The organism is Anaerophilus nitritigenes, from assembly GCF_004138215.1.
Classification (GTDB): Bacteria; Bacillota; Clostridia; order Peptostreptococcales; family Thermotaleaceae; genus Anaerophilus; species Anaerophilus nitritogenes.
The window spans coordinates 13147-38670 of sequence record NZ_RYYS01000061.1 but is presented as its reverse complement, the minus strand read 5'-3'; the positions used below and the strand labels follow the sequence as shown (position 1 = coordinate 38670).

Sequence of the window (25524 nt, the reverse complement as noted above, 5' to 3'; positions counted from 1 at the left end):
CCTTTTCATATTTTAATGATGTTCTTGATTATTAGTATAAACCTTAGTACAATACTAATGTCAAGAGGAGGTTTTAAAAATGAAAAAAGAATATAGTATAGGTCAAATATGTAAACTTTATAATTTAGGTCCAGATTCATTAAGATATTATGAGAAAAAAGGACTCATTTCACCCAAAAGAAAAGAAAATGGATATAGAGTCTATACACTTGATGACATTTGGAGACTCAATGTCATTAAAGATTTGAGAAAACTTGATTTTTCAACTTATCAAATTAAAGAGTATTTAGAAAAAAGAACGATTGATACTACTATTGAATTGATGAAAAAGGAAATTGAACTCATTGAAAAAGAAATCATGCCTCTTAGAGAATTAAAAGAAAATATAGAAAAAAAATTAATTGTGTTAAATAAATTTGCTACAATTGATAAATTTGAAGAAGTAGTAGTAAAAAAAATAGATTGTAGAAAGATCCTTTTTACAGAAGGTCCTATGTCAAAGGATGAAGAAGTCGATTTGGCTTTTAGAAAGCTAGAAGGTACAGATGATGAAAAATTATTTTTATTTGCCAATAAAGATATGGGTGTCTTAATTTCAGAAGAAGGATTAAAAAAAGGTAATTATGGTTTATATCAAAAGGCTTTCTTTTTTGTAGATGAAAAAGATAAAGATTACAACATGGTAATTTCACAAGGTGAGTTTGCAACTTTAACTTATAGAGGATCTTATAAAAAAAGTCAAAAATTATTTGAAAAAGTCATAACTTTTATAAATGAAAATGGCTATAGGATAAATGGTTATGCTATGGAAATTTATAGATTAGATATACACGCAACAGCTGTAGAAGAAGAGTTTATTACAGAAATACAAATACCTATTACAAAATAGAATTATAAGTTTGATTGCAATAAAATTTTAAAAATATTTTTAAAAAATGTAATATTTAGTTGACATATTAAATTTTTCTAGTATAATTATTAAAAATATTAAAATTTCTAAAAATAAATTTTGGAGGGCTTTAAAATGGAAAAACTTATTAGAAAGGGAAATGTAGAACAATTTAATTATTTTAACAGCTATTTTATCTGGGGCTATTTTTTCTTTAGCGCTAGCTATTTGTTCTACAAAAAAACAGATTATTTCTTTTCTAATGAGGATATCAACAATTTATGTATTTCTGTATAGGATAGGACTATACTTTAAAAGTATAGGATCAATGTATACAAGGAAGACTCATTAGATGGGTCTTCTTTTTTTATTACAAAAATTGAGGAGGAATGAAAATGGTTATTGTGATGAAACCTAAAACAACAAGAACAGAAATAGAAAAAATCAAAAGAAAAATGGAAAGTTTAGGATGCCAAGTTCATGAAGTTCAAGGAGAAAATAGAAATCTGATAGGTTTAGTAGGAGATACAAGTAAAATTGATCCAGATCAAATTAAAGCAAATAGAAATGTAGAAAAACTTATTTTTATACAAGAGCCTTATAAACAAGTGAACAGACTTTTTCATCCATTGGATTCTGTTATAAATGTTAAGGGAAATTCTATAGGTGGAAAAAATTTAGCTATTATAGCAGGACCGTGTTCTGTAGAAAGTGAAGAACAGATTGTAACTATAGCAAAGCAGGTAAAAGCATCAGGAGCAAGATTTTTAAGAGGAGGGGCATTCAAGCCAAGAACTTCTCCTTATAGTTTCCAAGGATTAAAAGAAGATGGACTTGAATTATTAAAAATAGCAAGAGAAAAAACAGGACTTCCTATTGTGACAGAGCTTATGTCAGCAGATTACCTACAAAAATTTGTAGATGATGTAGATGTTATTCAAATAGGAGCAAGAAATATGCAAAATTTTGATTTATTAAAAGAGGTAGGAAAAACTAAAAAGCCTATTTTATTAAAAAGAGGAATGTCAGCTACCATAGAAGAGCTTTTAATGGCAGCAGAATATATTATGTCAGAGGGAAATGAAAATATTATTCTTTGTGAAAGAGGTATAAGAACATTTGAACAGTACACAAGAAATACACTAGATTTAAGTGCAATTCCTATTATCAAAAAATTGAGTCATCTCCCTGTAATTGTAGATCCAAGTCATGCAGCAGGTTTATGGTGGTTAGTAGAACCTCTAGCTAAAGCATCTTTAGCTGTTGGAGCAGATGGGTTGATCATTGAGGTTCATAATGATCCTGCAAATGCTAAATGTGATGGACAACAATCTATTACACCAGAAAGATTCGATTCACTAATGAAATTGTTAAAAGGGATCGCACATATTGAAAATAAAGAACTATAGTGAGGTGAGTTTGTTGGACTTTGACTTTAATATAACTATTGTAGGATTAGGGCTTATTGGTGGATCTTATGCCATGGCATTAAAAAATCTAAGACCTAAAAATATATGGGCAGTGGATATAGATCAAGAAGCTATCGATACTGCTCAGCAATTAGGTATTATTGATAAAGGATATATAGATCCTAAAATACCATTAAAAAATTCTGATATAATTATTTTATGTGTATATCCAAATAAAATGATTCAGTTTATAAAAGAAAATAAGAATTATTTTAAAAAAGGGGCTATACTTACAGATACAGCAGGAATTAAGGAGAAGGTCATTAAAGAAATTGAAGCTGTTCTTCCTGAGGATATTGACTTTATTGGAGGACACCCTATGGCAGGAAGAGAATATAAAGGAATAGGCTTTGCTTCAGAGGATATATTTAAGGGTGCTAGTTATATTCTTACTCCTACTCAAAGGAATAAAGCAGAAAATATTGTTTGTATAGAAGAATTAATAAAAAAAATAGGGTGTAAAAATATTATGAAGATTACTCCCAAAAAGCATGATGAGATTGTCTCTTATACAAGTCAATTACCTCATATTATTGCCACATCTCTTGTAAATGGAGCAAAAAAAGAGGATACAATAAACTTCATAGGAGGTAGCTTTAAAGATGCTACAAGAGTAGCTCATATGAATACTTCTTTATGGACAGAGCTTTTAATAGAAAATAAAAATCATATTTTAGACAAAATTATTGTATTTGAAAAAGAAATAAAAAAAATAAAAGAAGCATTAATAGAGAAAAATCAAAATTCTTTAGAAGGCTTATTTGAAAGTGCTAAACAAAAAAGAGAGGAATTGATCTAAAAATGTATGAAATAGACATTCATCTTTTAGAAAATCCTTATTCTATATTTATCAAAAAAGGATTATTGAATCATATAGGAGATGAAATTAAAAAAATTTATTCTAATGAAAAAATTGCTATTATTACAGATAAAAATGTTGAAAATTTATATGGAAAAAATATTATAGATTCATTGAAAGAAAAAGATTTTGATGTGAAATTGATTGTGGTAGAGCCAGGAGAGCAAAGTAAGTCTATAGATACTTTGAAAAAAGTTTATGAAGAGCTTTTAGCTTTTGAAATCACAAGAGGAGATTTAATCATTGCTTTTGGTGGAGGTGTTGTTGGAGATTTAGGAGGATTTGCAGCAGCTACCTTACTAAGAGGTATTCCTTTTATTCAAATTCCAACTTCCCTGCTTGCACAAATTGATAGTAGTGTAGGTGGGAAGGTAGCCATAAATTTAGATCAAGGAAAAAATTTAGTAGGAAATTTTTATCATCCTAAAGCCGTATTTATAGATCCAGATCTTTTAAAAACTCTTCATCCAAGATTTTTTAAAGATGGAATGGCAGAAGTTATTAAATATGGCTGTATCAAGGATAGCGGATTGTTTGAACAATTAAAGAAATATCCTAGTAAAGAAGCCCTTATGAAAGAGATTGAACAAATTATTTATAAGTGTTGTTCTATCAAAAAAGAAGCAGTTGAAAAGGATGAAAAAGATCTAGGAGAAAGGATGTTATTAAATTTTGGACATACCTTAGGTCATGCTATAGAACAATATTATCAGTATAAAAAGTATACTCATGGAGAAGCCGTAGCTATAGGAATGTATCATATAACACAAAAAAGTGAGGCTATAGGAATCACAAAGCAAGGAAGCAGTAATTTAATAAAAGAAATATTAATCCAATATGGCTTGTCCTATTCATTTCCAGAGATGAATAAAAGTGAAAACATAGAAGCGATTGGTTTGGATAAAAAAAATAAAGGTACTCATATGAACATTGTGTTACTAGAAGAAATTGGAAAAAGTTTTATCAAAAAAATTCAAAGAGAAGAGATTACACAGTATCTATAAAAATATATGTAAAAGGAGGAGCTTGGATATGAAAAGTGTAAAGATTATCCCATCTTTATTAAGTGGTAAAATTAGTATACCTCCATCTAAAAGTATGAGTCATAGAGCAATTATTTCAGCAGGACTTTCAGCTCAAGAAAGTCATATTCAAAATATTGCATTTTCTCAAGATATTATAGCTACCTTAGAAGGAATGAAAAGCTTTGGTATAAAAGTAGATGAAAAAGATGAAGATTTAGAAGACACAACAAAAGCTTTGATTATAAGGGCAAATGAAAGAATAAAATTATTAAAAGAAAAAATTGACTGTAAAGAATCTGGCTCTACATTAAGATTTTTAATTCCCATGGCAGGGCTTGTTAAAGAAAAAGTAATCTTTACAGGAAAGGGAAAGCTTATAGATCGACCTCTTGATCCTTATTATGAAATATTTAGAGAACAAGGAATCTATTATGAAAATCAAGATGGGAAATTACCTTTAACTATAGATGGTTCATTAAAACCAGGGATTTTTAAGATTAGAGGAGATGTAAGTTCTCAATTTATTACGGGATTGTTATTTGTACTTCCTCTACTTTGTGGAGATTCAGAAATTGTAATCACTACACCATTAGAGTCTAAGGGATATGTAGATTTAACTTTAGATATACTAGATAAATTCCATATAAAAGTGGACAATAAAAATTATGAAAGATTTATTATAAAAGGAAATCAAAAATATAAAGGAACAAATTATAGAGTAGAAGGAGATTTTTCTCAAGCAGCATTTTGGATTGTAGCAGGTATATTAGGGGGAATTATAGATTGTATAGATTTAAATATAGATTCTCTTCAAGGAGATAAAGTGATTTTAGATATTGTACAAAAAATGGGAGCATCTTTGTTCATTGATAAGGACCATATCCATATACAAAAATCTTATACAAATGGAATTACTATTGATGCATCTCAGTGTCCAGACCTTGTTCCTATATTGGCTACGTTAGGAGCGTTGAGTACAGGGACTACAAGAATTATCAATGCAGCAAGACTTCGAATTAAAGAATCTGATCGATTAAAGGCTATGGCTACAGAATTAAATAAATTAGGAGCAGATATAAAAGAATTAGAAGATGGACTTGAGATTCATGGAAAAGAAAGTTTACATGGTGGAATAGTAGATAGCTGGAATGATCATCGAATTGCAATGGCTTTAAGTATTGCCTCTATAAAATGTACACATCCTGTAATTATTCATAATAGTGATGCAGTAAAAAAATCTTATCCAACATTTTGGCAGGATTTTAGTCTTTTAGGAGGGAATATTCATGAGCAGTCTATGGGGGAGTAATATAAAAATTTCTATTTTTGGTGAATCTCATGGAAAAGGGATTGGTGTACTTATAGATGGTTTATCAAGTGGTATTTTATTGGATTTGGATTTTATAAAAAAAGAAATGAAGAGAAGAGCACCAGGAAATAATCCTCTATCTACCCCAAGAAAAGAGGGGGATAAATTTGAAATTTTAAGTGGATATTTTAATGGATATACAACTGGAACACCTCTTTGTGCTATGATTTATAACACAAACCTACATTCTAAAGATTATGATGAAATAAAATCTAAGATGCGTCCAGGTCATGCAGATTATACAGGGTATATAAAATATAATGGATTTAATGATTATAGAGGTGGAGGGCATTTTTCAGGAAGACTTACAGCTCCTTTGGTATTTGCAGGAGCAATAGCCAAACAAATACTACAAAAAAAGCATATATTTATAGGAAGTCATATAAAAAGTATTGGGAATATACAAGATATTTCTTTTGATCCTGTTAATATCAATGAAAAACTATTAAAAGAGTTGATCCAAAAAGATTTTCCAGTGATAGAAGAATTAAAAGAAATAAATATGAAAGAGCTTATTTTAAAAACAAAAGAAGAAATGGATTCTATAGGAGGTATTGTAGAAACAGCCATAGTAAATGTTCCCATTGGGTTAGGTTCGCCATTTTTTGATTCTATAGAAAGTAAGCTTGCTCATTTGTTATTTTCTATTCCTGCTGTAAAGGGAGTGGAATTTGGAGCAGGGTTTGATATAGCAAATATGAAAGGTTCTCAAGCGAATGATGAATATTATATAGAAGAAGATGAAATAAAAACGTATACAAATCACAACGGAGGAATATTAGGAGGAATTAGCAGTGGAATGCCTATTTTATTTAGAACAGCATTTAAGCCTACTCCTTCTATTGAAAAGGCTCAAAAAACTATTGATATAAAGAAAATGGAAAATATAGATATGAAAGTGATAGGTCGTCATGATCCATGTATTGTACCTAGAGCAGTACCCGTAGTAGAAGCTGTGACAGCTTTAGCTTTATTGGATGCTATAATAGAAAAGGATGGGATTACATGGATGATGTAAAATATTTGAGAATGAAAGAGCGAAGAAAACTAAAGGTAGGTTTTCAAGGAGTAGAAGGATCTTTTAGTCAACAAGCTTTGATAAAATATTTTAAAGAAGATGTACAAATGAAAAATGTACGTGATTTTGAAGATGTATTTAAACTACTTAAAAATAATGAGGTAGATTATGGAGTTTTGCCAATAGAAAACTCTTCTACTGGAGGAATTACCGAGGTGTATGATCTTTTAAGAAGATATAAAGCTTATATTATAGGAGAAAGATGTATAAAAGTAGAACATCACCTTTTAGGAATTCAAGGTACTACAATAGAGGATATAAAGGAAGTATATTCTCATCCTCAAGCTTTTCATCAAAGTAGTGAATTTTTTAAAAAACATAATGATTGGAAGCTCATTCCTTATCATAATACAGCTGTTAGTGCTAAGCTTATAAAGGATACAAATATAAAATCTAAAGCTGCAGTAGGAAATAAAAAAGCAGCTGATTTATATGATTTAGAAGTAATTGCTTCTTCTATTCATGATAATAAAAAAAATCATACGAGATTTATTATAATAGGAAATAAATTAGAAATTCCTGAAGATGGAGAAAAAATAAGTGTAGTTTTTACAACTCCTCATCAAGCTGGTGCTTTGTATGGTATTTTAAGATATTTCGCAGAAAAAGATTTGAATATGCTAAAAATAGAATCAAGACCTAAAATCGATCATCCTTGGGAATATTTCTTTTATATAGATTTTGAAGGTAACTTAAGAGAAAAAACTGTAAAAAAGGCTTTGGAATTAATTGAAAAAAATAGTGCATCATTTCAATTGCTTGGAAATTATAAAGGTCATAAGGGATAGGTGGTATAATATGGATCAATATGGATTGATCGGTGAGAAACTTACTCATAGTTTTTCACCTTTAATACATAAAATTATTTTAAAAGAATTAAATAAAGAAGGTCCTTATAATTTATTTGAAATACAAAAAAGACATTTAAAAGATGAAATAGAAAAGTTTAAAATAGCAAATATCAAAGGAGTTAATGTAACAATTCCTTATAAAACAGATATAATGCCTTATTTAGATCATATATCAGACGAAGCAATGAGAATAGGAGCAGTCAATACATTAGATTTTAAAGATAGTAAGATCATAGGATACAATACAGATTATTACGGTTTTGGTAGAATGCTTGATAGAAATCATGTAGAGATTAAAAATAAAAAAGCTGTTATTTTAGGAACAGGAGGTGCATCCAAAGCAGTAAATACTTATCTTTTAGATCATGGTATAAAAGAAATAGTATTTGTAAGTAGAGGAGTGAGGAAAGAAAAACTAGATATCAATTGTATCTCTTATGATGAAGTAGATACATTAAAAGAATACGAAATCGTGATTAATTGTACTCCTTGTGGTATGTATCCTCATATAGAAGCTTCCCCTTTAAAAAAAGAAACTATTTTAAAATTTGAGACAGCTATTGATTTGATTTATAATCCACTGGAAACTCTTTTTCTAAATAATGCAAAAGAAGGAAATTTAAAGACAATCAATGGACTTTATATGCTTGTAGGACAAGCTGTAGCATCACAAGAAATTTGGAATGGTATAAACATTGATCCTAATATATGTGATTTAATTTATAATAAAGTCTTAGGAGGACTTTCTTTATGATCAAGGATAAAAATATTGTACTAATTGGTATGCCTGGGTGTGGAAAAACTACTATAGGAAAATTGTTAGCTGAGAAATTAGATATGGACTTTTGTGATTTAGATGAATATATAGAGAAGCGGGAAGAAAAAAGTATTCCAGAAATTTTTGAAGAAGGAGAAGATACTTTTAGAAAAATAGAAGCATCTGTAGTAAAAGAGTTAAGCCAAAATTCGGATATGATAATATCTACAGGTGGAGGAGTGGTCAAAAATCCAGAAAATATAGAAAATCTTAAAACAAATGGCATTATTTTATTTATTAATAGACCTATAGAAAATATAGTTTCAGATATTGATATTTATACTAGACCTTTGTTGCAAAATGGAAAAGAAAAAATTTATAAGCTTTATGAGGAAAGATATCTATTATATAAAAAATATTGTGATGAGGAAATGATTAATGATGAGGATTTACAAATAGTAGTGGATAAGATTATTAGACTGTTATGAAATAAATAAATTTGAAAGGTGTGATGCTCTTGTTAAGAAATCAAGAAATATTACCTCGCTTACCTATTCCTCCTTTAAATAATCTATTTGAATTTATAAATTGGATAAAACCTATTACAGACAATCAAGAGTTTCAAACAAGTCAAGAAGCTTTAAATCAATTTTTAATGCCGAATGGAGATGGGCAAAAACTTCAGAAAAAACTCATAGAAATATCAGAAAAACAAAACACGAGCTGGTTAGAACCTTTTTGGAACGATATGTATTTATCTTATCGAGAACAATTGGTATGCAATATGAATTATTGTGCAATTTTGGATAATACTAAGTTAACATCTCAGCATACTGTGTCAACTTTAGGGGCCAAAATCATATATGAAATGATGCATGCATATCTTAAAGTTAGTTCTAAAAGCCTCAGTCCAGAATACGTGAAAGATCAGCCACAATGTATGGATCCATATAATCATATTTTCAAATCAGTACGCTTACCTCTATTAAAAAAAGATAGCTATAAAACTTATCCCTTTACCAAACAGAACCATATTGTTGTTTTTTATAACAATAACATTTTTAAATTAGAAACATCTGATTTAGATGGAAAATTGATATCTATTGATCTATTAGCTTCTAAAATTCAAAGTATCATGGATGAAAATATTCAAGATAGAGGAAACGATATAGGTATCCTGACTACTGCAAATAGAGATAATGCTTCAAAGTTATACAGAGCAATTGAAAAGGATAAGACAAACCAAAATAGCTTAGATATTATCAATACTGCTGTATTTGTCCTTTGTATCGATCCAGCCACAAAGGATTTAAAAGATTTACAAAAAATGATACTTTTATCCGATGGTAAAAACAGATATTTTGATAAGAACTGTCAAATTATTATATCCAAAGATCTTAATATAGCTTTTAATAATGAACACACTGGAGCTGATGCTATACCATGGTTTAATGTTATCAATGAAGTATTTAATAAAATCCTTAAAGAGCAAGACAAAACTATACATGTAGTCGAGACATCTTTACCAGAGGAACTAAAGTGGAATCTGTCTAGTGATATAAAATCTAGACTAAAAGATCAATGCAATCAACATCAGAAGTTTGTTGATAACATATTTGTAGATCATGTAAAGTTTGATGATTTTGGTAAAAATTATATTAAAAATTTAAAAATGAGTCCAGATGCTTTTTTTCATATAGCGCTTCAAATAGCTCAATATAAAACTTTTGGGAAATTAAGAAGTACCTACGAATCTGTTTCAATGAGGCATTTTAAAAATGGAAGAACAGAATGTGCAAGACCAGTAAATGAACATGTGTCTAAGTTTGCAATAGAAGTCTTGTCTCAAAATTATTCTAAAGAGAGACTTAAAGAGTTTCTTATGAATGCTCAAAATGCACATGTGGATAGAATTAGAAAATGCCAAAAAGGTTTTGGAATTGAAAGACATCTGTTTGTTCTTTATAAGATATATGAAAAATACGGAAAAAAGTTAGGAATTCATAACAAACCAAAACTATACGATTCATCTGGATATAAGCTCCTTACATACAATTTTATGAGTACGAGTGGTGTAGGGTTTGAGAATATTAGCCTGTTTGGATTTGGGCCTGTTGTAGAGGAAGGTTACGGAATTGGATATGTTATCCATGAAGAAAGAATTAATGTGTTTCTTTCGACAAAAACTAAGAATAAAGATAAAGGAACAGAGCTCCTAAATAATTTAAAATATGCATTACTACTCCTAAAGGATATGGCTTCTTGTAAAATTTAATATTGCTACATTGAAATAAAGACTCTTGAATTTTTAAAGAGTCTTTGAATGTAAATTCTTTAATCAAAACTACCAAGGAATATTATCCATATAATCACCACGTAAAATAGGAAGGACTTTAGATTTCATGTCCTCAGGTATTTCCTTTAATTTAAAATTGTCTATTTTTAAAATATCTAAAGTATCTATTTTAAGTTTAAAAGCAAGTTCTTTAGCAGTATAACCTTGATTTTTTCGTAATTCTTTAATAGTTTTATTTCGATTTTTAAATTGAAAAAACATATATACACTCCTTTAAAAAGATATAATACCTAATTTTACTATAATTTTAAGCTTATATATTTTAAAATATTTTTTACATAGGTCTATTTTATCAAAAAATACTATGCTTTTGTAAAAGTATTGAAGTACATAGTAAATAAATATATAATGAAGAAAATTGATTTTTAAAATATGGAGGTAGATCTATGACGATTTCAAAAAAATTTTTCTATGATTATGAGGATTATGAAGATGGAGATAAAGATGCTAGTACTTTAGTAAAAGAAATTTTAGAAGATAAGGATTTAAAAGATATTAAAGAGTTGATTATTGGATGCTGGGGAGAGGCTTATGATACCTCAGCACAACAAATATTAGATGGAATAGTAGAAAACAAAGAAAAATTTCAACATATAGAATCCCTCTTTGTAGGGGATATGAGTTATGAAGAATGCGAAGTATCATGGATCATTCAAGGTAATTATAACAATTTACTAAAAGCTCTTCCTAATCTTAAAAAATTGACTATAAAAGGAAGTAGTGAATTACAATTGGGAGAGCTTAAACACGAAAACTTAGAAGCTTTAGAAATTATTTGTGGGGGATTACCTCAAAATGTATTAAAAGAAATAGCTACAAGTCATTTACCCAACATAAAAAAATTAAACTTGTATCTAGGGGTAGAGGATTATGGCTTTGATGGAGATATAAAAGATATTCAAGGAATTATAAACAATTCATATTTTCAAAAGCTAGAATATTTAGGACTTGGAAATAGTGAAATACAAGATCAAGTTGTAGAAATGGTTTTAAAAAGCTCTATTATCAAAAATTTAAAAATTTTAGATTTTTCAAATGGAACACTATCAGATAAAGGAGCACAAATTATAGTAGATCATGCAGATGAATTAAGTCATTTGGAACTTTTAGATTTACATTATCACTATATTGGTGATGAATACATAAAAAAATTAAAAAAATTGCCAATTAATATGGATTTAAACGAGCACAATGAATGCGAGTATTATGATGATGAGATCTATATGTATCCAATGCTGACTGAGTAGGAGCTAGTATGAATATACATCTTATAGGACAACAAGATACAAAGAGATATACTTATTTTTTAAAAGCTTGTAAGGATATGAAAGCTAAGTTAGAATTTTGGGATATCCATTCTAACTTAGCTCCTTTTATAAAAGCCTATAATTTTGGAGATGTGATAAAAATTGATCCTCCACATTATAAAACCAGCAACGTAAAAGAATTAAATAGTTTGGTTCAAAACTATAAAAATCAACTTAATTTATTAGCATCTATTGACAATTTGAAGTTTCTCAATACACCACAAGCTATTTGGAATACATTGGATAAAAAAATATGTAAAGAGATTTTAGAAAAAGAAAAAATTCCTACTACTCCTAGATTACCTAAAGAATTTTTAAGCTTAGAAGAATTGAAACAATATATGTTAAATCATCGTATATATAATGTATTTATTAAACCAAGATTTGGCTCAGGAGCGGCAGGTGTTATGGCTTATCGTATACAGCCTAGAGTAGAAGCGGAGATCCTTCAAACGTGTCTTACAAAAGTAGAAGGAAACTATACTAATACCAAGAGAATTCAAAAGTTTAAAGATAAAATGATTATTAAGGAACTGATTGATTTTATTCTTTCACAAGATGCTATTGTAGAGAGATGGATACCAAAACCTAAAATAGGAGATATAGTCTATGATTTAAGAGCTGTATATCAGTTCGGAAAGCTTGATTATCTCTTGGCTAGAGGTGCTAAAGAAGGAGCTATTACAAATTTACATCTTAACAATCATGCAGTAGAATTAAAGGAATTACACTTAAAGGATGAAAACTTATCAGATATTGAAGCAATTTGTGATAACGCAATCTCTAAAATACCAGGGCTTAACAGTGTAGGTATTGATTTAATTCTAGGAATAAAAAATAAAAAGCCTATGATTATTGAAATGAATGGACAAGGAGATTTACTTTACAAAGACATTTATAAAGACAATATCATCTATAAAAACCAAGTAAAGTATTTACAAAATATTTTAAGGAATATATTATAAAAACACATAAAATAAAGGATGATTAAAATGACCAAAATAAGCCATGAAGTACCTAAAGAAGTAATTGGTGATCCCAAAAAAGCTCAATATACAGTAAATATGAATGAAATCGTAGGAAGTCATGATATCTTATTTATCTGTCTAGATACATTAAGATATGATGTGGCATATGATCAGCAGGAAAAAGAAAATACACCTGTGCTTAATAAATATGGAAAGTGGATTAAATGCCATGCACCAGGTAACTATACTTTTCCATCTCATACGGCTATGTTTATAGGAGCATTACCTACTCGTGCAGAACCAATCCCTCTATTTGAAAGAGAAAAGCTTTTTATGCCTAAAGATTTTTCAGCTAGTCTTAAAACGAACCCAAATGCTTTCTTGTTTGAAGGAGGTAGTTTTGTAGAGGGGTTAGCCAATGTAGGATATGAAACCATATGTATTGGTGGAGTAGGTTTTTTCAACAAAAGAACTCCAATAAACTCTGTATTACCAAATTTATTTCAAAAAAGCTATTGGCATCCTTCTTTTAGCTGTCACATTCCAAAAAGCTTTGAAAATCAATTAGATTTTATAGAAAAAAAATTAATGAAATACAGTTCTGATCAGAGGATTTTTATGTATGTGAATATTGATAGCATACATTATCCAAATAGTTTTTATCTAGAGGGATCAAAAGAAGATAATATAGAAACTCATGCAGCAGCTCTACGTTATGTAGATAGCCATTTGGATAGATTGTTTGAAATGTTTAAAAAAAGAGGAAAAACATTTGTTATAGCTTGTTCAGACCATGGCAGTTGCTATGGTGAAGATGGATACAATTTTCATTGTCTATCCCATGAAATTGTGTACACAGTGCCATATAAACATTTTTTCTTAGAGGAAGAATATGAATAATATTTACAATCAATATATGTATAGTTATCCTCATAAAACTGCTTATGAGTATACAAAGAGACTAGATCTATCAGAATATAATTTAAATCTAAAAAAACAAAGAATGGGATTATATTATCATATTCCATTTTGTGACAGCAAATGTGGATACTGCAATCTATTTTCAGTACCTTCAAAAAATGAGGATAAAATAGAACAATATATACAAGCTATCTTAAGACATAGTCAACAATTAAAACAAACTTTGGATTTATCAGAGATTCATTTTGATTCTCTGATTTTTGGTGGTGGTACCCCATTGATTTTAAGTATAAAACAGCTAGATAAGCTTTTTGAATTAGGAGTAAAGAACTATGGAATTCGATTAAAAGAAGATTTTATTGGTATAGAAACCTCGCCTAATCAGACTACTGCTGAAAAATTAGCTTATTTAAAACAGAGAGAGGTTAATCGCATCAGTATTGGTGTTCAGTCTTTTGTGCAAAAGGAATTAAATATTCTTGAGCGTTATCATAGTGCTTTGGTGGCAGAAAAATCATTATATTTTATTAAAAATGAAGATTTTCCTATTTTGAATATAGATTTGATTTATGGAATACCAGGACAAACGATTAAGACTTTACTTTACTCAGCTGAAAAGGCTTTACAATATGAGCCACAAGAAATATTTGTCTATCCACTATATCAGCAACCTAATACTAGAATTTATGGAAAATTTCATATAGATAGAAAACTTCAATATAAGCTATATAAAGAGATCACATCATATTTAAAGACTAATGGCTATCACCAAATTTCTATGAGGCGTTTTGTAAAGCAAAAGCCAGATTATAAAAAGAGTTGTGGCTTTGAAAATATGATTGCATTAGGTTGTGGAGGAAGGACTTATTTAGATCATTTGCATTATTGTGAGCCATATACAGCGAATCCAAATCTTTGCTTAAAGTCTTTAGATAGCTATATAAAGAAAGAGGATTTTTTAAAAGACTTATCTAAATATGAGTTATCTAAAGATGAGATGAAAAGACGCTATGTAATTAAAAATTTATTACACTATAGTGGAATTGATGAAAGTGAATATGAAGAGTTATTTGGTACACATCTCATTAAAGATTACCCTATAATTTTAGAATTTTGTAAAAAGGGATGGGCAGTACAAGAAGACAACCTTATTCATCTTACTCAAGAGGGCATGGGGCTATCTGATTACATAGGGCCTATGTTTATGTCTAGTGAAGTTATAGAAAAAATGGAGACATACTATCATGATAGAAAATGCAAAACATATTTATTATAGAGGAGTTTTATCCTCTTGTAATTATACCTGTTATTATTGTCCATTTGCCAAGAAAAAAACTTCGGCGATGGAAATTGAAAGAGATAAAAAGGCACTCATTCGTTTTTGTAATACTATAGAAAATATATTATTTAAGGAGCGAATTTCTATATTTTTTACTCCTTATGGAGAGGCTATGATTCACCCATACTATACAAAAGCTATAATTCAACTGGCTAAGCTTGAAAAAGTTAGATTCATTAGTATCCAAACAAATTTAAGCTTTGATGCTGATGAATTTTTAGAGAATATTGAAAGGTCAGGGGTGAATAAAGAAAAAATCAAACTTTGGGGAAGTTATCATCCCACAATGGTTAGTCCTGAACAATTTACTAAAAAGGCTAATGAATTATCCTCACAAGTAGATATCTGTGTTGGTATGGTAGCACTATCAGGAAAAGCACAAGAAATTAGGGAACTAAAAAAATATCTATCTCCTGATATCTACCTGTGGCTCAATGGAGAGGCAAAACGTAAAACTCGCTATAGCTTAGAGGATCTGTCTCAGTTTAAAGAGATTGACCCTTTTTTTCCCTTTGAACTGAATACCCTTAGAAGAGGATGCACAGAGGAAGGGAAGCAAGAGGGTATCATTTTTGGTGAATTATGCCGATCAGGAAAGCAAAGCTTTTTTGTAGAAGCTAATGGAGATATTTTACCTTGTCATATGAATAAACGCCCTATAGGTAATTTTTATGATTCAGAGAAAAATTTAAAGTCCTTTGAATGTCATAGAAAATTATGCGATTGTTATTTGGCTTATTCAAATCTTAAAGATATAAGCATGAGTAGATTCTTTGGAAATACATTACCTGTTCGTATACCACAAAAAAGAAAATATGAAGCTATTTTTTTAGATGTAGATGGAACACTGACAGACTCTAATGGAAAGATATCCTCTAGTACAGAAAAAGCATTAGAGTACCTTCATGATAAAGTTAAACTTTATTTCGTTACAGCTCTACCTATAGATAATGCTAGAAAAAAATGTAAAAGTATTTGGCCTCTTTTTCAAGGGGGAATTTTTTCTAATGGTACCCATATGGTAGATTTTCAATTAGGAAAAGAGGAATTTAAGATACTTCCAAAGGAAACCTTAGAGAAAATACCAGAAGAAATACTAAAATGTAATAAACTCTCCTTTGACCAAAGTCCTTTAGGGGAAACTCTTAGACTGATACTACCCAAAAAATGGGCTACTGAGTGGTCAACCCATTGGGTATTTGATGGAAGTAAAGCTTATAGACAGAGTATAGAGGCTAGTAAAACCAATGGAGTAGATATGATTAGACAATGGAATTTCTTTGAAAAAGAGCAATTGTTAGTGGTAGGCAATAGCCATAACGATATTCCACTTTTTAGAGACTATCCCTACTCAGTGGCAGTTCTAAATGCATCAGCGGGTGTGAGAAAAGAGGCTTATTATCAGCTAAACATAAAGCATTTGCCTTATATTATGGATTGAAAAATTAAAGAAGGAGAGAAAACATGGAGAAAAATTATAAATATTTAGTGGATATGTATAAAGACCCTTATTTTCCAACATTTTTAGTCGATAAAATTAAAGTACTAATTCAAGAAGTAGAACAATTTATAGAAGAAGGAAATAAATCGTTGGAAGAAATTCAAAACAAACTAGATAATATGACTTTAAGTATTAATGCATTAGAAGAAGAATTTGAAGAAAGCAATAGTGAGCTAGAAACTTGTGCTAGAGAAGCTATTGCAGACACAGTGTACAATATGCTAAAACATTACAACATAGATATTGATATAGAAACTGCAATTCAAGAAAGATCGTGGTAATCAAAAAATATTAATTCTATAATATGTATCATTGAAAAAAGATCAAGAATTATAGTAAAAATAAACAATCTAGAAAGTAACTTATATAATTTACAAAGAAGCATATTGTAAAGGGAGGAATTTTGGTGATAAGTAGAGATACAGAACAGATTCTAGCAGATTTTAAAACTTTAAATTTTCATGATGGTTTTATGAAAAAAATGCAAATCAATCCCCCTCAATACATGAATAAAAAAAGGTATGAAAATACACTTTGTTCTCAATATTCAATTCTTTTTGATCTAATATTACATGAACCTAATTTTGATGAACCTTGGGAACCGTACAATATAGTTTTGGAATTTGTTAATGTGGCAAACTTAAATATGTCAGTGGATTTTGATATATTTTCAGATAATGCTCCTCATCAAATATGGAATGCTAAAATATTTCACTTTAAAGATTTAAACAATGATGTTGTGATTGACGGTTATAAAGATTGGAATGTTACTTATAATGATCAAGAGGAAGGAGATATTAGTAACACGCCTGTAGAGTATAAATTAAATAATAAAAGCCAATACTTTTTATTTCAGATTGAGTTGTTTGGTGGAAGTATAAAAATATTAGCACAAGATTTTGTAATAAAAAAAAGAAAATTATTGAATTTCTAGAAAAACGATTAAAATGATTTTATCGTTTATAGGATTTATTAGAATATAGAAAATATGTAGGTATAATTACTCCTCTAATAATCTTATCGTGTTTGCATAATATACTTATTAGAGGAGTTAATTATATTTAAATTAGTTTTGTTTACTATAAGATAAACAAGTGAACAAAGGGTGTTGCCAAAAGTAATGACAAAATAATTCTTTCTACCCATATAATAATGATATCTTTTATATCAATTTTAATTTCTGTTGACAAAATACAAGGAATAGAAGCTGAGAAGAAAAGTATTTCTGAAACACAAACTATAGCTATAACGGCTTGAACCCCTAAAGAAGCAGAAGCAACTATGCTAGCAGGAAGGAACATTTCAGCAAGGCTTATTGCACAACCTTTAGCCACCAAGGTAGCTTCAGCTCCGAACCCTAAAAGCATTGTAAATGGAAGAAAGATATATCCTATGATATCAAATATAGGGGTAAATTCAGCTAATACAAGACCAAAAAATCCAATGGACATCAGTGTAGGCCCTATAGAAAGAGCAAGACCTATTCCATCTTTGAAATTTCTTACAATTCCTTCTGCTATACCAGGAGCTAATTCACAAGCTTTAACGCCTTCTTTTAAAGCAGTAGAAAACAATTTTCCTTTTTCAGCTGTAGGCTCAGGGATAACCTCCTGATCATTATACCCTTTATCTGATTTTTTTGACAAAGGATACATTCTAGTAGTTATTGTTGTTACAATAAAGGTTATAATAAGAGTACCCCAAAAATATGCATTCCATTTGCTCATTAATCCTAATGTTTTAGCTACAACAACCATGAAGGTTGCAGAAACTGTGGAAAAACCAGTTGCTATAATACATGCTTCTTTGGTAGAATAATAGCCTTCTTTGTGTACTCTATTGGTAATAAGAAGTCCTACAGAATAACTGCCTACAAAAGATGCTACTGCATCAACTGCTGAACGACCTGGAGTTTTCCATACAGGACGCATAATAGGTCGCATAAAAACTCCAACAAATTCCATAAAACCATAATTCATTAAAAATGCTAAAAATACTGCTCCCACAGGAACTAGCATTGTTACTGGAATAACTACCTTATTAAAAACAAATGGCAGCATTCCAGGAGTGTGTATTCTTTCTGATCCTAGATGAAATATTGCTGTAAAATAGACAAAGATTCCCAACACTTTAAAAATTGAAAAGACCATAGTAACAGTATCTTTGTTCCAGGTTTTTTTAGTAAAAGGTAATATTGCTCCCACAATAATTACTATTCCAGCATAAACTATTCCAAAGTAAGGAATTTGGCGAATAAAGGTTACAATGTGGTCAATGGGTATAGAAGTGGTGTTACCAATAGTTATTGGTATAAAAAACATAAAAATTCCCAAAAGGTTTAAGAAAATAAATCTAGTCATAGTTTGAGATTTTTTAGATTCCTTTATTTTCTCTGTCATATTTGATCCTCCTCAAATAAATTTATAACTTATGTTCATTTTTTAGTCTATTTTTTATGAATAATAAGAAAGACACTTGAGTCATCTACCTCTTGAATTTGGTATTCATACCCTGATAAAAATCCAATCATTTTTAAATCTTTTAGAGTATGAGTAATTGCTTTAAAACCGTCTTTACAAATTATAACTCCATCTTTTGTTTTATCTAAATCAATTTCACCTAGTAATTTTTTGTCAGCTTGTTCTTTAAACCACATTAGTCTGTATTCCCAAAACTTTTCACTGTAAGTACTAAAATAAACTTTTCCTCCACTTACAACCATTCCTAAAATCTTATCAATCAGATCTGAGGATGTAACTTTCATTGAAGACAAACCATTTTGCAAACAAAGGACTACATCGAATTTTTCTTTGAATGTAAGATTATGTACGTCCATGGTCATAATTTCTGCATTGGAAATATCATTTAAATATTCTTTGCCTAATGAAACACTTTCATCTGAAATATCAATACCAACAATAGATTTACAATTGCCTGCCAATTCCTTTATAACACGTCCATAACCTGCCCCTAACTCCAAAACTCTTTCACTGCCAGTAAGATTGTTTCTAACAAAAGAGATTTCTACATCTAAATACTGTTTTACTCTAGGAATTTTGGTGTCATAAACTTTAAATAACTTTTGTGAATTTAGGTTTTGTGCGTAATAATTATTATCCATCATTAATAACCCTTCCTTCCTCTATAACTTAAATTTTTTTTTAAAATACTCACTCATTCTTAGAATTTCTCCTTATATTTTTTAATACAGTATAACCAAACAATAATTCCCTTTTTTATATTTATTAAAATGTTATTTGATTTAGTTTTAGATTAGAACTATAGCTTTGAGTGGATTTGTATAATTTTTTTGATTTTAAAATGGAAAATTTCGTATAATAGTAAAGTGTTATAAAAAACAATTCATTTTATAAATTAAAAAATGGAAGACTTTTTTATTTAAGTATAGGTAGACTTGAAACGAGAAAAGTTATGAATTACTTGATTATTTTAGGAGTTATAGGAACAGGATTATTAGTAGTTGTAATAAGTAGTATCAGTCAGATAAAAAGGGATATTAGAATAATTAAATAATTTTTTGTTTCTAAGATATTGTATATAAACGATTTTAGTACCTATATTTTACTATAATTTTCACAACAAATAAATATATTTTTTATTAACTTTTACTACCTCACAAGTAATATAGTTAATGATAATTCCATAAAAAATAATAAAACCACATACTTTTAAAATTTTTTATGGGATAGTCTTACAAGACTATCCTTATTTCATTATAATAGAAATACAAGCCTTTAATTTTTCAAGAAATAAAATATTATAGTAGGAGAGAAAAATGAAAAGAGAAAAAGTATCTTTAGTAGAATGTAGAGAATATGATTATAATCTTGTTAAAAAATCAATTGAAGAAAGCTTTCATAATCTTGGAGGAATAGAAAAATATATAGATAAAGGGGATAGGATTTTATTAAAGCTTAATCTTTTAATGAAAAAGAAACCTGAGAATGCTACAACAACTCATCCCGTATTTGCGAAAGCATTAGCGAAAATATTAATTGATTATGGAGCAGAAGTTATTATTGGGGATAGTCCAGGAGGTCCCTTTAATAATAGAGTATTAAAGGGTGTGTATAGAGCCTGTGGAATAGAACAAATATCCAATGAAGTAGGGGCTCAGTTAAACTACAATACAAATACAGTAGACGTAAAAAATGAAGATGGATTTATTTTGAAAAATATAACTACAATAGAAGTACTAAAACAAGTAGATAAAGTAATATCTGTATCAAAACTAAAAACTCATGGAATGATGATGTTTACAGGTGCAGTTAAAAATATGTTTGGAATAGTAGCAGGTCTTGAAAAAGCTGAGTATCATGTGCGAATGCCTAATAATAAAGATTTTTCAAATGCTTTAGTAGATATATGTTTAGTAGCAAATCCTATACTGTCTTTTATGGATGGAATTGTAGGAATGGAAGGAGAGGGCCCGAGTGGAGGAGATCCTAGAAAAATAGGAGTGGTAATTGCTTCAACAAGTCCATATCATTTGGATGTAGTAGCAACTTCTATTATAGGATTGGCTCCTACAAAGGTACCTACCATTCAAAGGTGTATAGAAAGAAAATTATGTAGAGGAAATTTTGATGATATAGAGCTGAAAGGGGATCAACTAGATAAATTTGTAATAGATGACTTTGTTGTTCCAGAGATAAGAAGCTTGGATTTATTGGAAGGTAAATTACCAAAATTCTTAAGAGATATATTAAATGAATTGTTGCAACCAAAACCAGTATTTCAACATAACATATGTGTTGGATGTGGTGATTGTGCGAAGAACTGTCCCCCACAAGTTATTAAAATGGTTAACAATAAGCCAATTGTAAGGTTGGATGAATGTATCAGGTGTTTTTGTTGTCAGGAATTATGTCCAGTAAAGGCGGTAAATATTCATAGACCAATACTCATGAAATTATTATCAAAATTATAGAAAAATACAGCTTAGAGAATTGATACGCATAAATACTCCTCTAATAATCTTATTGTGTTTACATAATATAATTATTAGAGGAATTAATTATATTATACGTTGTAGGAGGGATTTAATATTGGAAAGAGTATCTTCACATTTTGAATCAATAAAAGTTTGTGAAACTTCAAGTGGAGTAATGATCCCAATAAGTTATGATTTTTGGAAACAGAATATATTCTATCTAGTGAGTATTATGGCAATGAATTTTCTACAGGATGGATTAGTAATGAAGACATAGAATTTATTCGAGAGATAATGCCAAAGGAGTTTAAGTTAGATATATTTAATGAAAGTGAATGTGTTACAGATGAAAATCTGGAATTTGGTGATTATTAAACTGACTAGACTGGAGATGATAAAAATCAGTAAAATATTTAAAGCAGATAAAAATTCATGGATTGGTTTTTTTCTTGGAGTTTGTACATACTTTGTTATAAAAATCATAATGAATTTACTGAATCTAGACATAGGAACAATGATTGATCAAATCTTAAAATTAGTATTCTAGCAAAATTGGAAAACTTAAATATAATAATTTTCTGTATTGAGAAAGTCTATAATCTATGAAATAATAAATACGACATAAAAATAAAAGGGAGAGTTGATTTATGAAAAAAAACAATTATAAAGAGCTGGGGGTTGAACTTCTTAATAAATAAGGAGTTTAATTACAAACAATAACTCCTTATTTATTAAGTCCCATAAAAAAGACTTATAAATAAAAGGAGATATAAAATTGAAATATAAAAATGCAAAAGGTATATTACCTACAAATTTATTAAAAGAAATTCAAAAATATATTCAAGGTGAGTTTATATATATCCCTATTACTGGAAAAAACAAAGTAGGCTGGGGACAAAAGAATGGCACTAAAGAAACAATATATTATAGAAATAAAGAAATATTTGATTTGTATAAAAATGGATATTCTATAGACTATCTAGTAAATGACTATAACTTATCCGAGTCTAGTATAAGAAAAATAGTATCAAAAATGAACAAAGAAGATCAGATAGGGAATATAAGCGTAAATCTAGGAGGACAATCCAATGAATAAGTACACATTTGAAAAACTTCAGCTAAATGAAATAAAGGAATTGGTAAAAGTACATTGTGTAAGTTCACTTGGAAAAGATCTGATAGATAAGCTAAATCCCAGTGGAAATATAAACATTGTGAAACGAAAATTAAATGAAAACAAAGAAGCTAAAAATATAATAAAAAATAGTAATCATATACCTTTAGAAGGATTATTTAATGTAAATACAATGATAGATAAAATTGAAAAGGGTATGATTCTAGATCCATATGAACTTATAAAAATAGAAGACTTTCTAAGAGGTAGTAGAAAGATTAAGTCTTTTATGCTTCAAAATGAAGTTTATGCTCCTACCTTAAGTGCTTATGCATTAAATATAACAGAATGTGAAAACATTGAAAATGAAATATCATACTGCATCAAAGGAAATAAGGTAGATGCTCAAGCTAGTAAAGAACTAAAAAAAATAAGAAGACATATCGAAGTAACGGAAAGTACAATAAAAGAGAGATTAAATAAATTCTTAACAGCTAGTGGAAATAAAAAGTATATCCAAGAATTTATAGTAAGCAAAAGAGATGATCGATATGTTATTCCAATAAAAGCCTCCTATAAAAATGAAGTAGATGGAGTTTTATTAGATACATCATCAAAAGGAAATACAGTATTTATAGAACCAAAGAATGTATCAAAGTTTAGCTTGGAGCTTATTCGTTTAAAAAGTGAAGAAATCATGGAAGAATATAAGATATTATCTTATTTAACAGAACTGATATTTGAAAAAATAATAGATATTAAATTGAATATAGAAATCATAGCGGAGTATGATATGGTATTTGCAAAGGCTAAATATAGCCAAAATATAAATGGCATTACACCTAAAATAAATGACAGCGGATATATAAAAATAGTTGATGGAAAACATCCCCTCTTAAAAGGCCACGTTGTACCACTAAATTTAGAAATAGGGAAGAATTATAGAAGTTTGCTAATTACAGGCCCAAATGCAGGAGGGAAAACTGTTGCCCTAAAAACCGTAGGCCTTTTGAGCTTGGTGGTTCAGTGTGGATTGGATATATGTGCAAGTGAAGATACCATAATCAATGTATTTGAAAATATATTTGTCGATATAGGTGACAATCAAAGTATAGAAAATGCCCTTAGTACCTTTTCTTCACATATACAAAATATTGCACAGATCATAAATAGATCTAATCATGCTACACTCGTTTTGTTGGATGAGATCGGTAGTGGTACGGAACCAAATGAAGGTGCCGGGCTTGCTATAGCTATTCTTGAAGAATTTTATCAAAAAGGATGTATTACCATAGCATCTACTCATTATGGAGAACTCAAAAAATATGCAAAACTTCATCCTGAGTTTGAAAATGCAGGGATGATGTTTAATAAAGAGACATTACAACCATTATATAAGCTAACTATAGGAGTATCGGAAAACAGTAATGCGCTATTCATTTCTAAGAAAATGGGAATAAAAGACAAGATATTAAAAAGAGCAAAAGAATATATTGATGAAAAAAACTATAATTTTGATTTAGTGAAAAGAAGTAAAATACAGTCATCTAAGAAAGTATATGAAGAGAAAATAATAACAGAAATACCCATATATCAGATAGGAGATAAAGTAAAATTATTAGACAAAGATGATTTTGGAATAGTATATAAGCAAGTGAATAAATTTAATAATTTACAAGTTTTATATAATGGTGAATTTATAGAAGTAAATGTAAAGAGAATAGAGTTGTATTTAAAGGCTACAGAGCTATATCCAAAGGATTATGACTTAGATAGTTTATTTATAAGCTATAAAGAAAGAAAATTAGATAGAGATATTGAACGAGGATCTAAGAAAGCTTTGAAAAAAATTCAAAAGGAAATGAAACAAAATACTAATTGATTAGGTTATAAGTATTCTAATCTTTTGGGAAGTGAAAAATATTATCTATGTTTTGGTTATATTACAGCTGAACAGTTAGGAATCGAAACACCTACTGGTATTTCACCAAAAAACTTTATGGCCATCAAATTACTGGAAAATGCAGCGCCTATCAGCGGAACAATAGAGTATTCGAAAGAGTTTGGAATTTAAATAAATCGATTTATTAAAAAGAAATGATTAACTTGATAGCATAGCTAATCATTTCTTTTCTATTTACTTATAAATTTATATTCTTAAATAGTGTTTGTCTGCTTAGAGCTATATTTTAGCAACTACTGTTTGAGCCTTTAATTGAACATTCGAAAGATGCATTTAACGCAGCATATAGATTCGTATCAAAAGTGAACATAGATTGGTGTCAATAGGCAATAAAAATAGAAGAAGTAGCTATTTGTTTTTTTATTCTTATCAACTATTCCCTAAATATACATTTAAAGAATAGTTGAATTTTAGAAGAATATCTTATTAAACCTCTTCTTCTTTCAAATCTTTATTTATATATATGCATCCTACAATATATATAACTTACTTAAATGACTACTAATTGTACATAAAAACTATATAAAACTAAATTATATATATAACACTTAGATATAGCAATTTTGTAGAATTTATAGATAATGCTGTAATTTAATCATTTAGATGCTTATACTATATAGATTTTAATAATTTCATTAAATGATAATACATATCATTTGCATTATAAATTTGTATACATCCTCTATTATATATACTAAGATTTTATTACCTATACTTGTAAATTTACAAATACTATGTTACTATATTACCTATGATATCTATGCATATGTACTCTAGGCATTATAAATTTTTATTTAGGAGGTT

At 28.8% G+C, this 25524-nt stretch carries 24 protein-coding genes; 21 read left to right on the top strand and 3 right to left on the bottom strand.

Features of this window, described 5'->3' with window-relative positions:
- Positions 1–79: 79 nt before the first annotated feature.
- The 10 genes from EK368_RS09025 (at position 80) to EK368_RS08980 (ending at position 10572) form a co-directional block, all read left to right on the top strand.
- The gene (locus tag EK368_RS09025) at positions 80–889 is read left to right on the top strand and encodes a MerR family transcriptional regulator (RefSeq protein ID WP_129598652.1); all 810 of its coding nucleotides are present in this window, start codon (positions 80–82) and stop codon (positions 887–889) included.
- Positions 890–1284: 395 nt separating this feature from the next.
- Positions 1285–2298: a 3-deoxy-7-phosphoheptulonate synthase gene (gene aroF / locus EK368_RS09020; protein ID WP_129598650.1), complete on the top strand. Its 1014-nt coding sequence runs from the start codon at positions 1285–1287 to the stop codon at positions 2296–2298.
- A 4-nt stretch (positions 2299–2302) separates the two neighbouring features.
- On the top strand, positions 2303–3157 hold the full coding sequence (locus tag EK368_RS09015) for a prephenate dehydrogenase (RefSeq protein ID WP_341472786.1): 855 nt from the start codon (positions 2303–2305) through the stop codon (positions 3155–3157).
- Between the two features lie 2 nt (positions 3158–3159).
- Positions 3160–4221: a 3-dehydroquinate synthase gene (aroB, locus tag EK368_RS09010; protein ID WP_129598647.1), complete on the top strand. Its 1062-nt coding sequence runs from the start codon at positions 3160–3162 to the stop codon at positions 4219–4221.
- Positions 4222–4249: 28 nt separating this feature from the next.
- Positions 4250–5551: a 3-phosphoshikimate 1-carboxyvinyltransferase gene (gene aroA / locus EK368_RS09005; protein WP_129598644.1), complete on the top strand. Its 1302-nt coding sequence runs from the start codon at positions 4250–4252 to the stop codon at positions 5549–5551.
- Positions 5529–6629, top strand: a complete 1101-nt coding sequence (aroC, locus tag EK368_RS09000) for a chorismate synthase (protein ID WP_129598641.1) — start codon at positions 5529–5531, stop codon at positions 6627–6629. Before aroA ends, aroC begins: the two co-directional genes overlap by 23 nt.
- On the top strand, positions 6617–7477 hold the full coding sequence (pheA, locus tag EK368_RS08995) for a prephenate dehydratase (RefSeq protein ID WP_129598639.1): 861 nt from the start codon (positions 6617–6619) through the stop codon (positions 7475–7477). The genes aroC and pheA overlap by 13 nt, the downstream gene beginning before the upstream one ends.
- A gap of 10 nt (positions 7478–7487) precedes the next feature.
- The gene (gene aroE, locus EK368_RS08990; protein ID WP_129598636.1) at positions 7488–8294 is read left to right on the top strand and encodes a shikimate dehydrogenase; all 807 of its coding nucleotides are present in this window, start codon (positions 7488–7490) and stop codon (positions 8292–8294) included.
- Complete coding sequence (locus EK368_RS08985; protein WP_129598634.1) at positions 8291–8785, top strand: shikimate kinase; 495 nt, start codon at positions 8291–8293, stop codon at positions 8783–8785. Before aroE ends, EK368_RS08985 begins: the two co-directional genes overlap by 4 nt.
- Before the next feature lie 29 nt (positions 8786–8814).
- Positions 8815–10572: a choline/carnitine O-acyltransferase gene (locus tag EK368_RS08980; RefSeq protein WP_165000397.1), complete on the top strand. Its 1758-nt coding sequence runs from the start codon at positions 8815–8817 to the stop codon at positions 10570–10572.
- 69 nt (positions 10573–10641) lie between these two features.
- Here the strand turns inward: EK368_RS08980 and EK368_RS08975 are convergent, their stop codons facing one another.
- Positions 10642–10854 carry a transcriptional regulator gene (locus EK368_RS08975; RefSeq protein WP_129598629.1) on the bottom strand — a complete coding sequence of 71 codons (213 nt, stop codon included), beginning with the start codon at positions 10852–10854 and terminating at the stop codon, positions 10642–10644.
- 185 nt (positions 10855–11039) lie between these two features.
- Between EK368_RS08975 and EK368_RS08970 the strand changes: the two genes are divergently transcribed.
- From EK368_RS08970 to EK368_RS08940, 7 genes are all read left to right on the top strand, one after another.
- The gene (locus EK368_RS08970; protein WP_129598626.1) at positions 11040–11900 is read left to right on the top strand and encodes an STM4015 family protein; all 861 of its coding nucleotides are present in this window, start codon (positions 11040–11042) and stop codon (positions 11898–11900) included.
- 8 nt (positions 11901–11908) lie between these two features.
- Positions 11909–12925, top strand: a complete 1017-nt coding sequence (locus tag EK368_RS08965) for an STM4014 family protein (protein WP_129598623.1) — start codon at positions 11909–11911, stop codon at positions 12923–12925.
- Between the two features lie 27 nt (positions 12926–12952).
- The gene (locus EK368_RS08960; RefSeq protein ID WP_129598620.1) at positions 12953–13828 is read left to right on the top strand and encodes an STM4013/SEN3800 family hydrolase; all 876 of its coding nucleotides are present in this window, start codon (positions 12953–12955) and stop codon (positions 13826–13828) included.
- A complete protein-coding gene (locus tag EK368_RS08955) occupies positions 13821–15125 on the top strand; it encodes an STM4012 family radical SAM protein (protein WP_129598618.1) in 1305 nt (434 codons plus the stop codon). The genes EK368_RS08960 and EK368_RS08955 overlap by 8 nt, the downstream gene beginning before the upstream one ends.
- On the top strand, positions 15094–16629 hold the full coding sequence (locus tag EK368_RS08950; RefSeq protein ID WP_129598615.1) for an STM4011 family radical SAM protein: 1536 nt from the start codon (positions 15094–15096) through the stop codon (positions 16627–16629). The genes EK368_RS08955 and EK368_RS08950 overlap by 32 nt, the downstream gene beginning before the upstream one ends.
- 23 nt (positions 16630–16652) lie before the next feature.
- Positions 16653–16970, top strand: a complete 318-nt coding sequence (locus tag EK368_RS08945) for a DUF5713 family protein (protein WP_129598612.1) — start codon at positions 16653–16655, stop codon at positions 16968–16970.
- A 125-nt stretch (positions 16971–17095) separates the two neighbouring features.
- Positions 17096–17623 (top strand): hypothetical protein, encoded by a 528-nt coding sequence (locus EK368_RS08940; RefSeq protein WP_129598609.1) that lies wholly within the window; start codon positions 17096–17098, stop codon positions 17621–17623.
- 145 nt (positions 17624–17768) lie between these two features.
- Here the strand turns inward: EK368_RS08940 and EK368_RS08935 are convergent, their stop codons facing one another.
- Complete coding sequence (locus EK368_RS08935) at positions 17769–19088, bottom strand: YjiH family protein (RefSeq protein WP_129598606.1); 1320 nt, start codon at positions 19086–19088, stop codon at positions 17769–17771.
- Between the two features lie 47 nt (positions 19089–19135).
- Positions 19136–19813, bottom strand: a complete 678-nt coding sequence (locus EK368_RS08930; protein WP_243109393.1) for a class I SAM-dependent methyltransferase — start codon at positions 19811–19813, stop codon at positions 19136–19138.
- Positions 19814–20485: 672 nt separating this feature from the next.
- On the opposite strand from EK368_RS08930, the gene EK368_RS08925 reads away from it, so the two are divergent.
- The 4 genes from EK368_RS08925 to EK368_RS08915 all read left to right on the top strand — a co-directional run bounded on the left by EK368_RS08925 (position 20486) and on the right by EK368_RS08915 (position 24639).
- Positions 20486–21640 (top strand): DUF362 domain-containing protein, encoded by a 1155-nt coding sequence (locus EK368_RS08925; RefSeq protein ID WP_129598603.1) that lies wholly within the window; start codon positions 20486–20488, stop codon positions 21638–21640.
- Positions 21641–21841: 201 nt separating this feature from the next.
- The gene (locus EK368_RS14900; RefSeq protein WP_165000396.1) at positions 21842–22018 is read left to right on the top strand and encodes a hypothetical protein; all 177 of its coding nucleotides are present in this window, start codon (positions 21842–21844) and stop codon (positions 22016–22018) included.
- 400 nt (positions 22019–22418) lie between these two features.
- The gene (locus EK368_RS08920) at positions 22419–22739 is read left to right on the top strand and encodes a CD3324 family protein (RefSeq protein ID WP_129598600.1); all 321 of its coding nucleotides are present in this window, start codon (positions 22419–22421) and stop codon (positions 22737–22739) included.
- Positions 22732–24639 (top strand): endonuclease MutS2, encoded by a 1908-nt coding sequence (locus EK368_RS08915; RefSeq protein ID WP_129598597.1) that lies wholly within the window; start codon positions 22732–22734, stop codon positions 24637–24639. The genes EK368_RS08920 and EK368_RS08915 overlap by 8 nt, the downstream gene beginning before the upstream one ends.
- Positions 24640–25524: the final 885 nt, after the last annotated feature.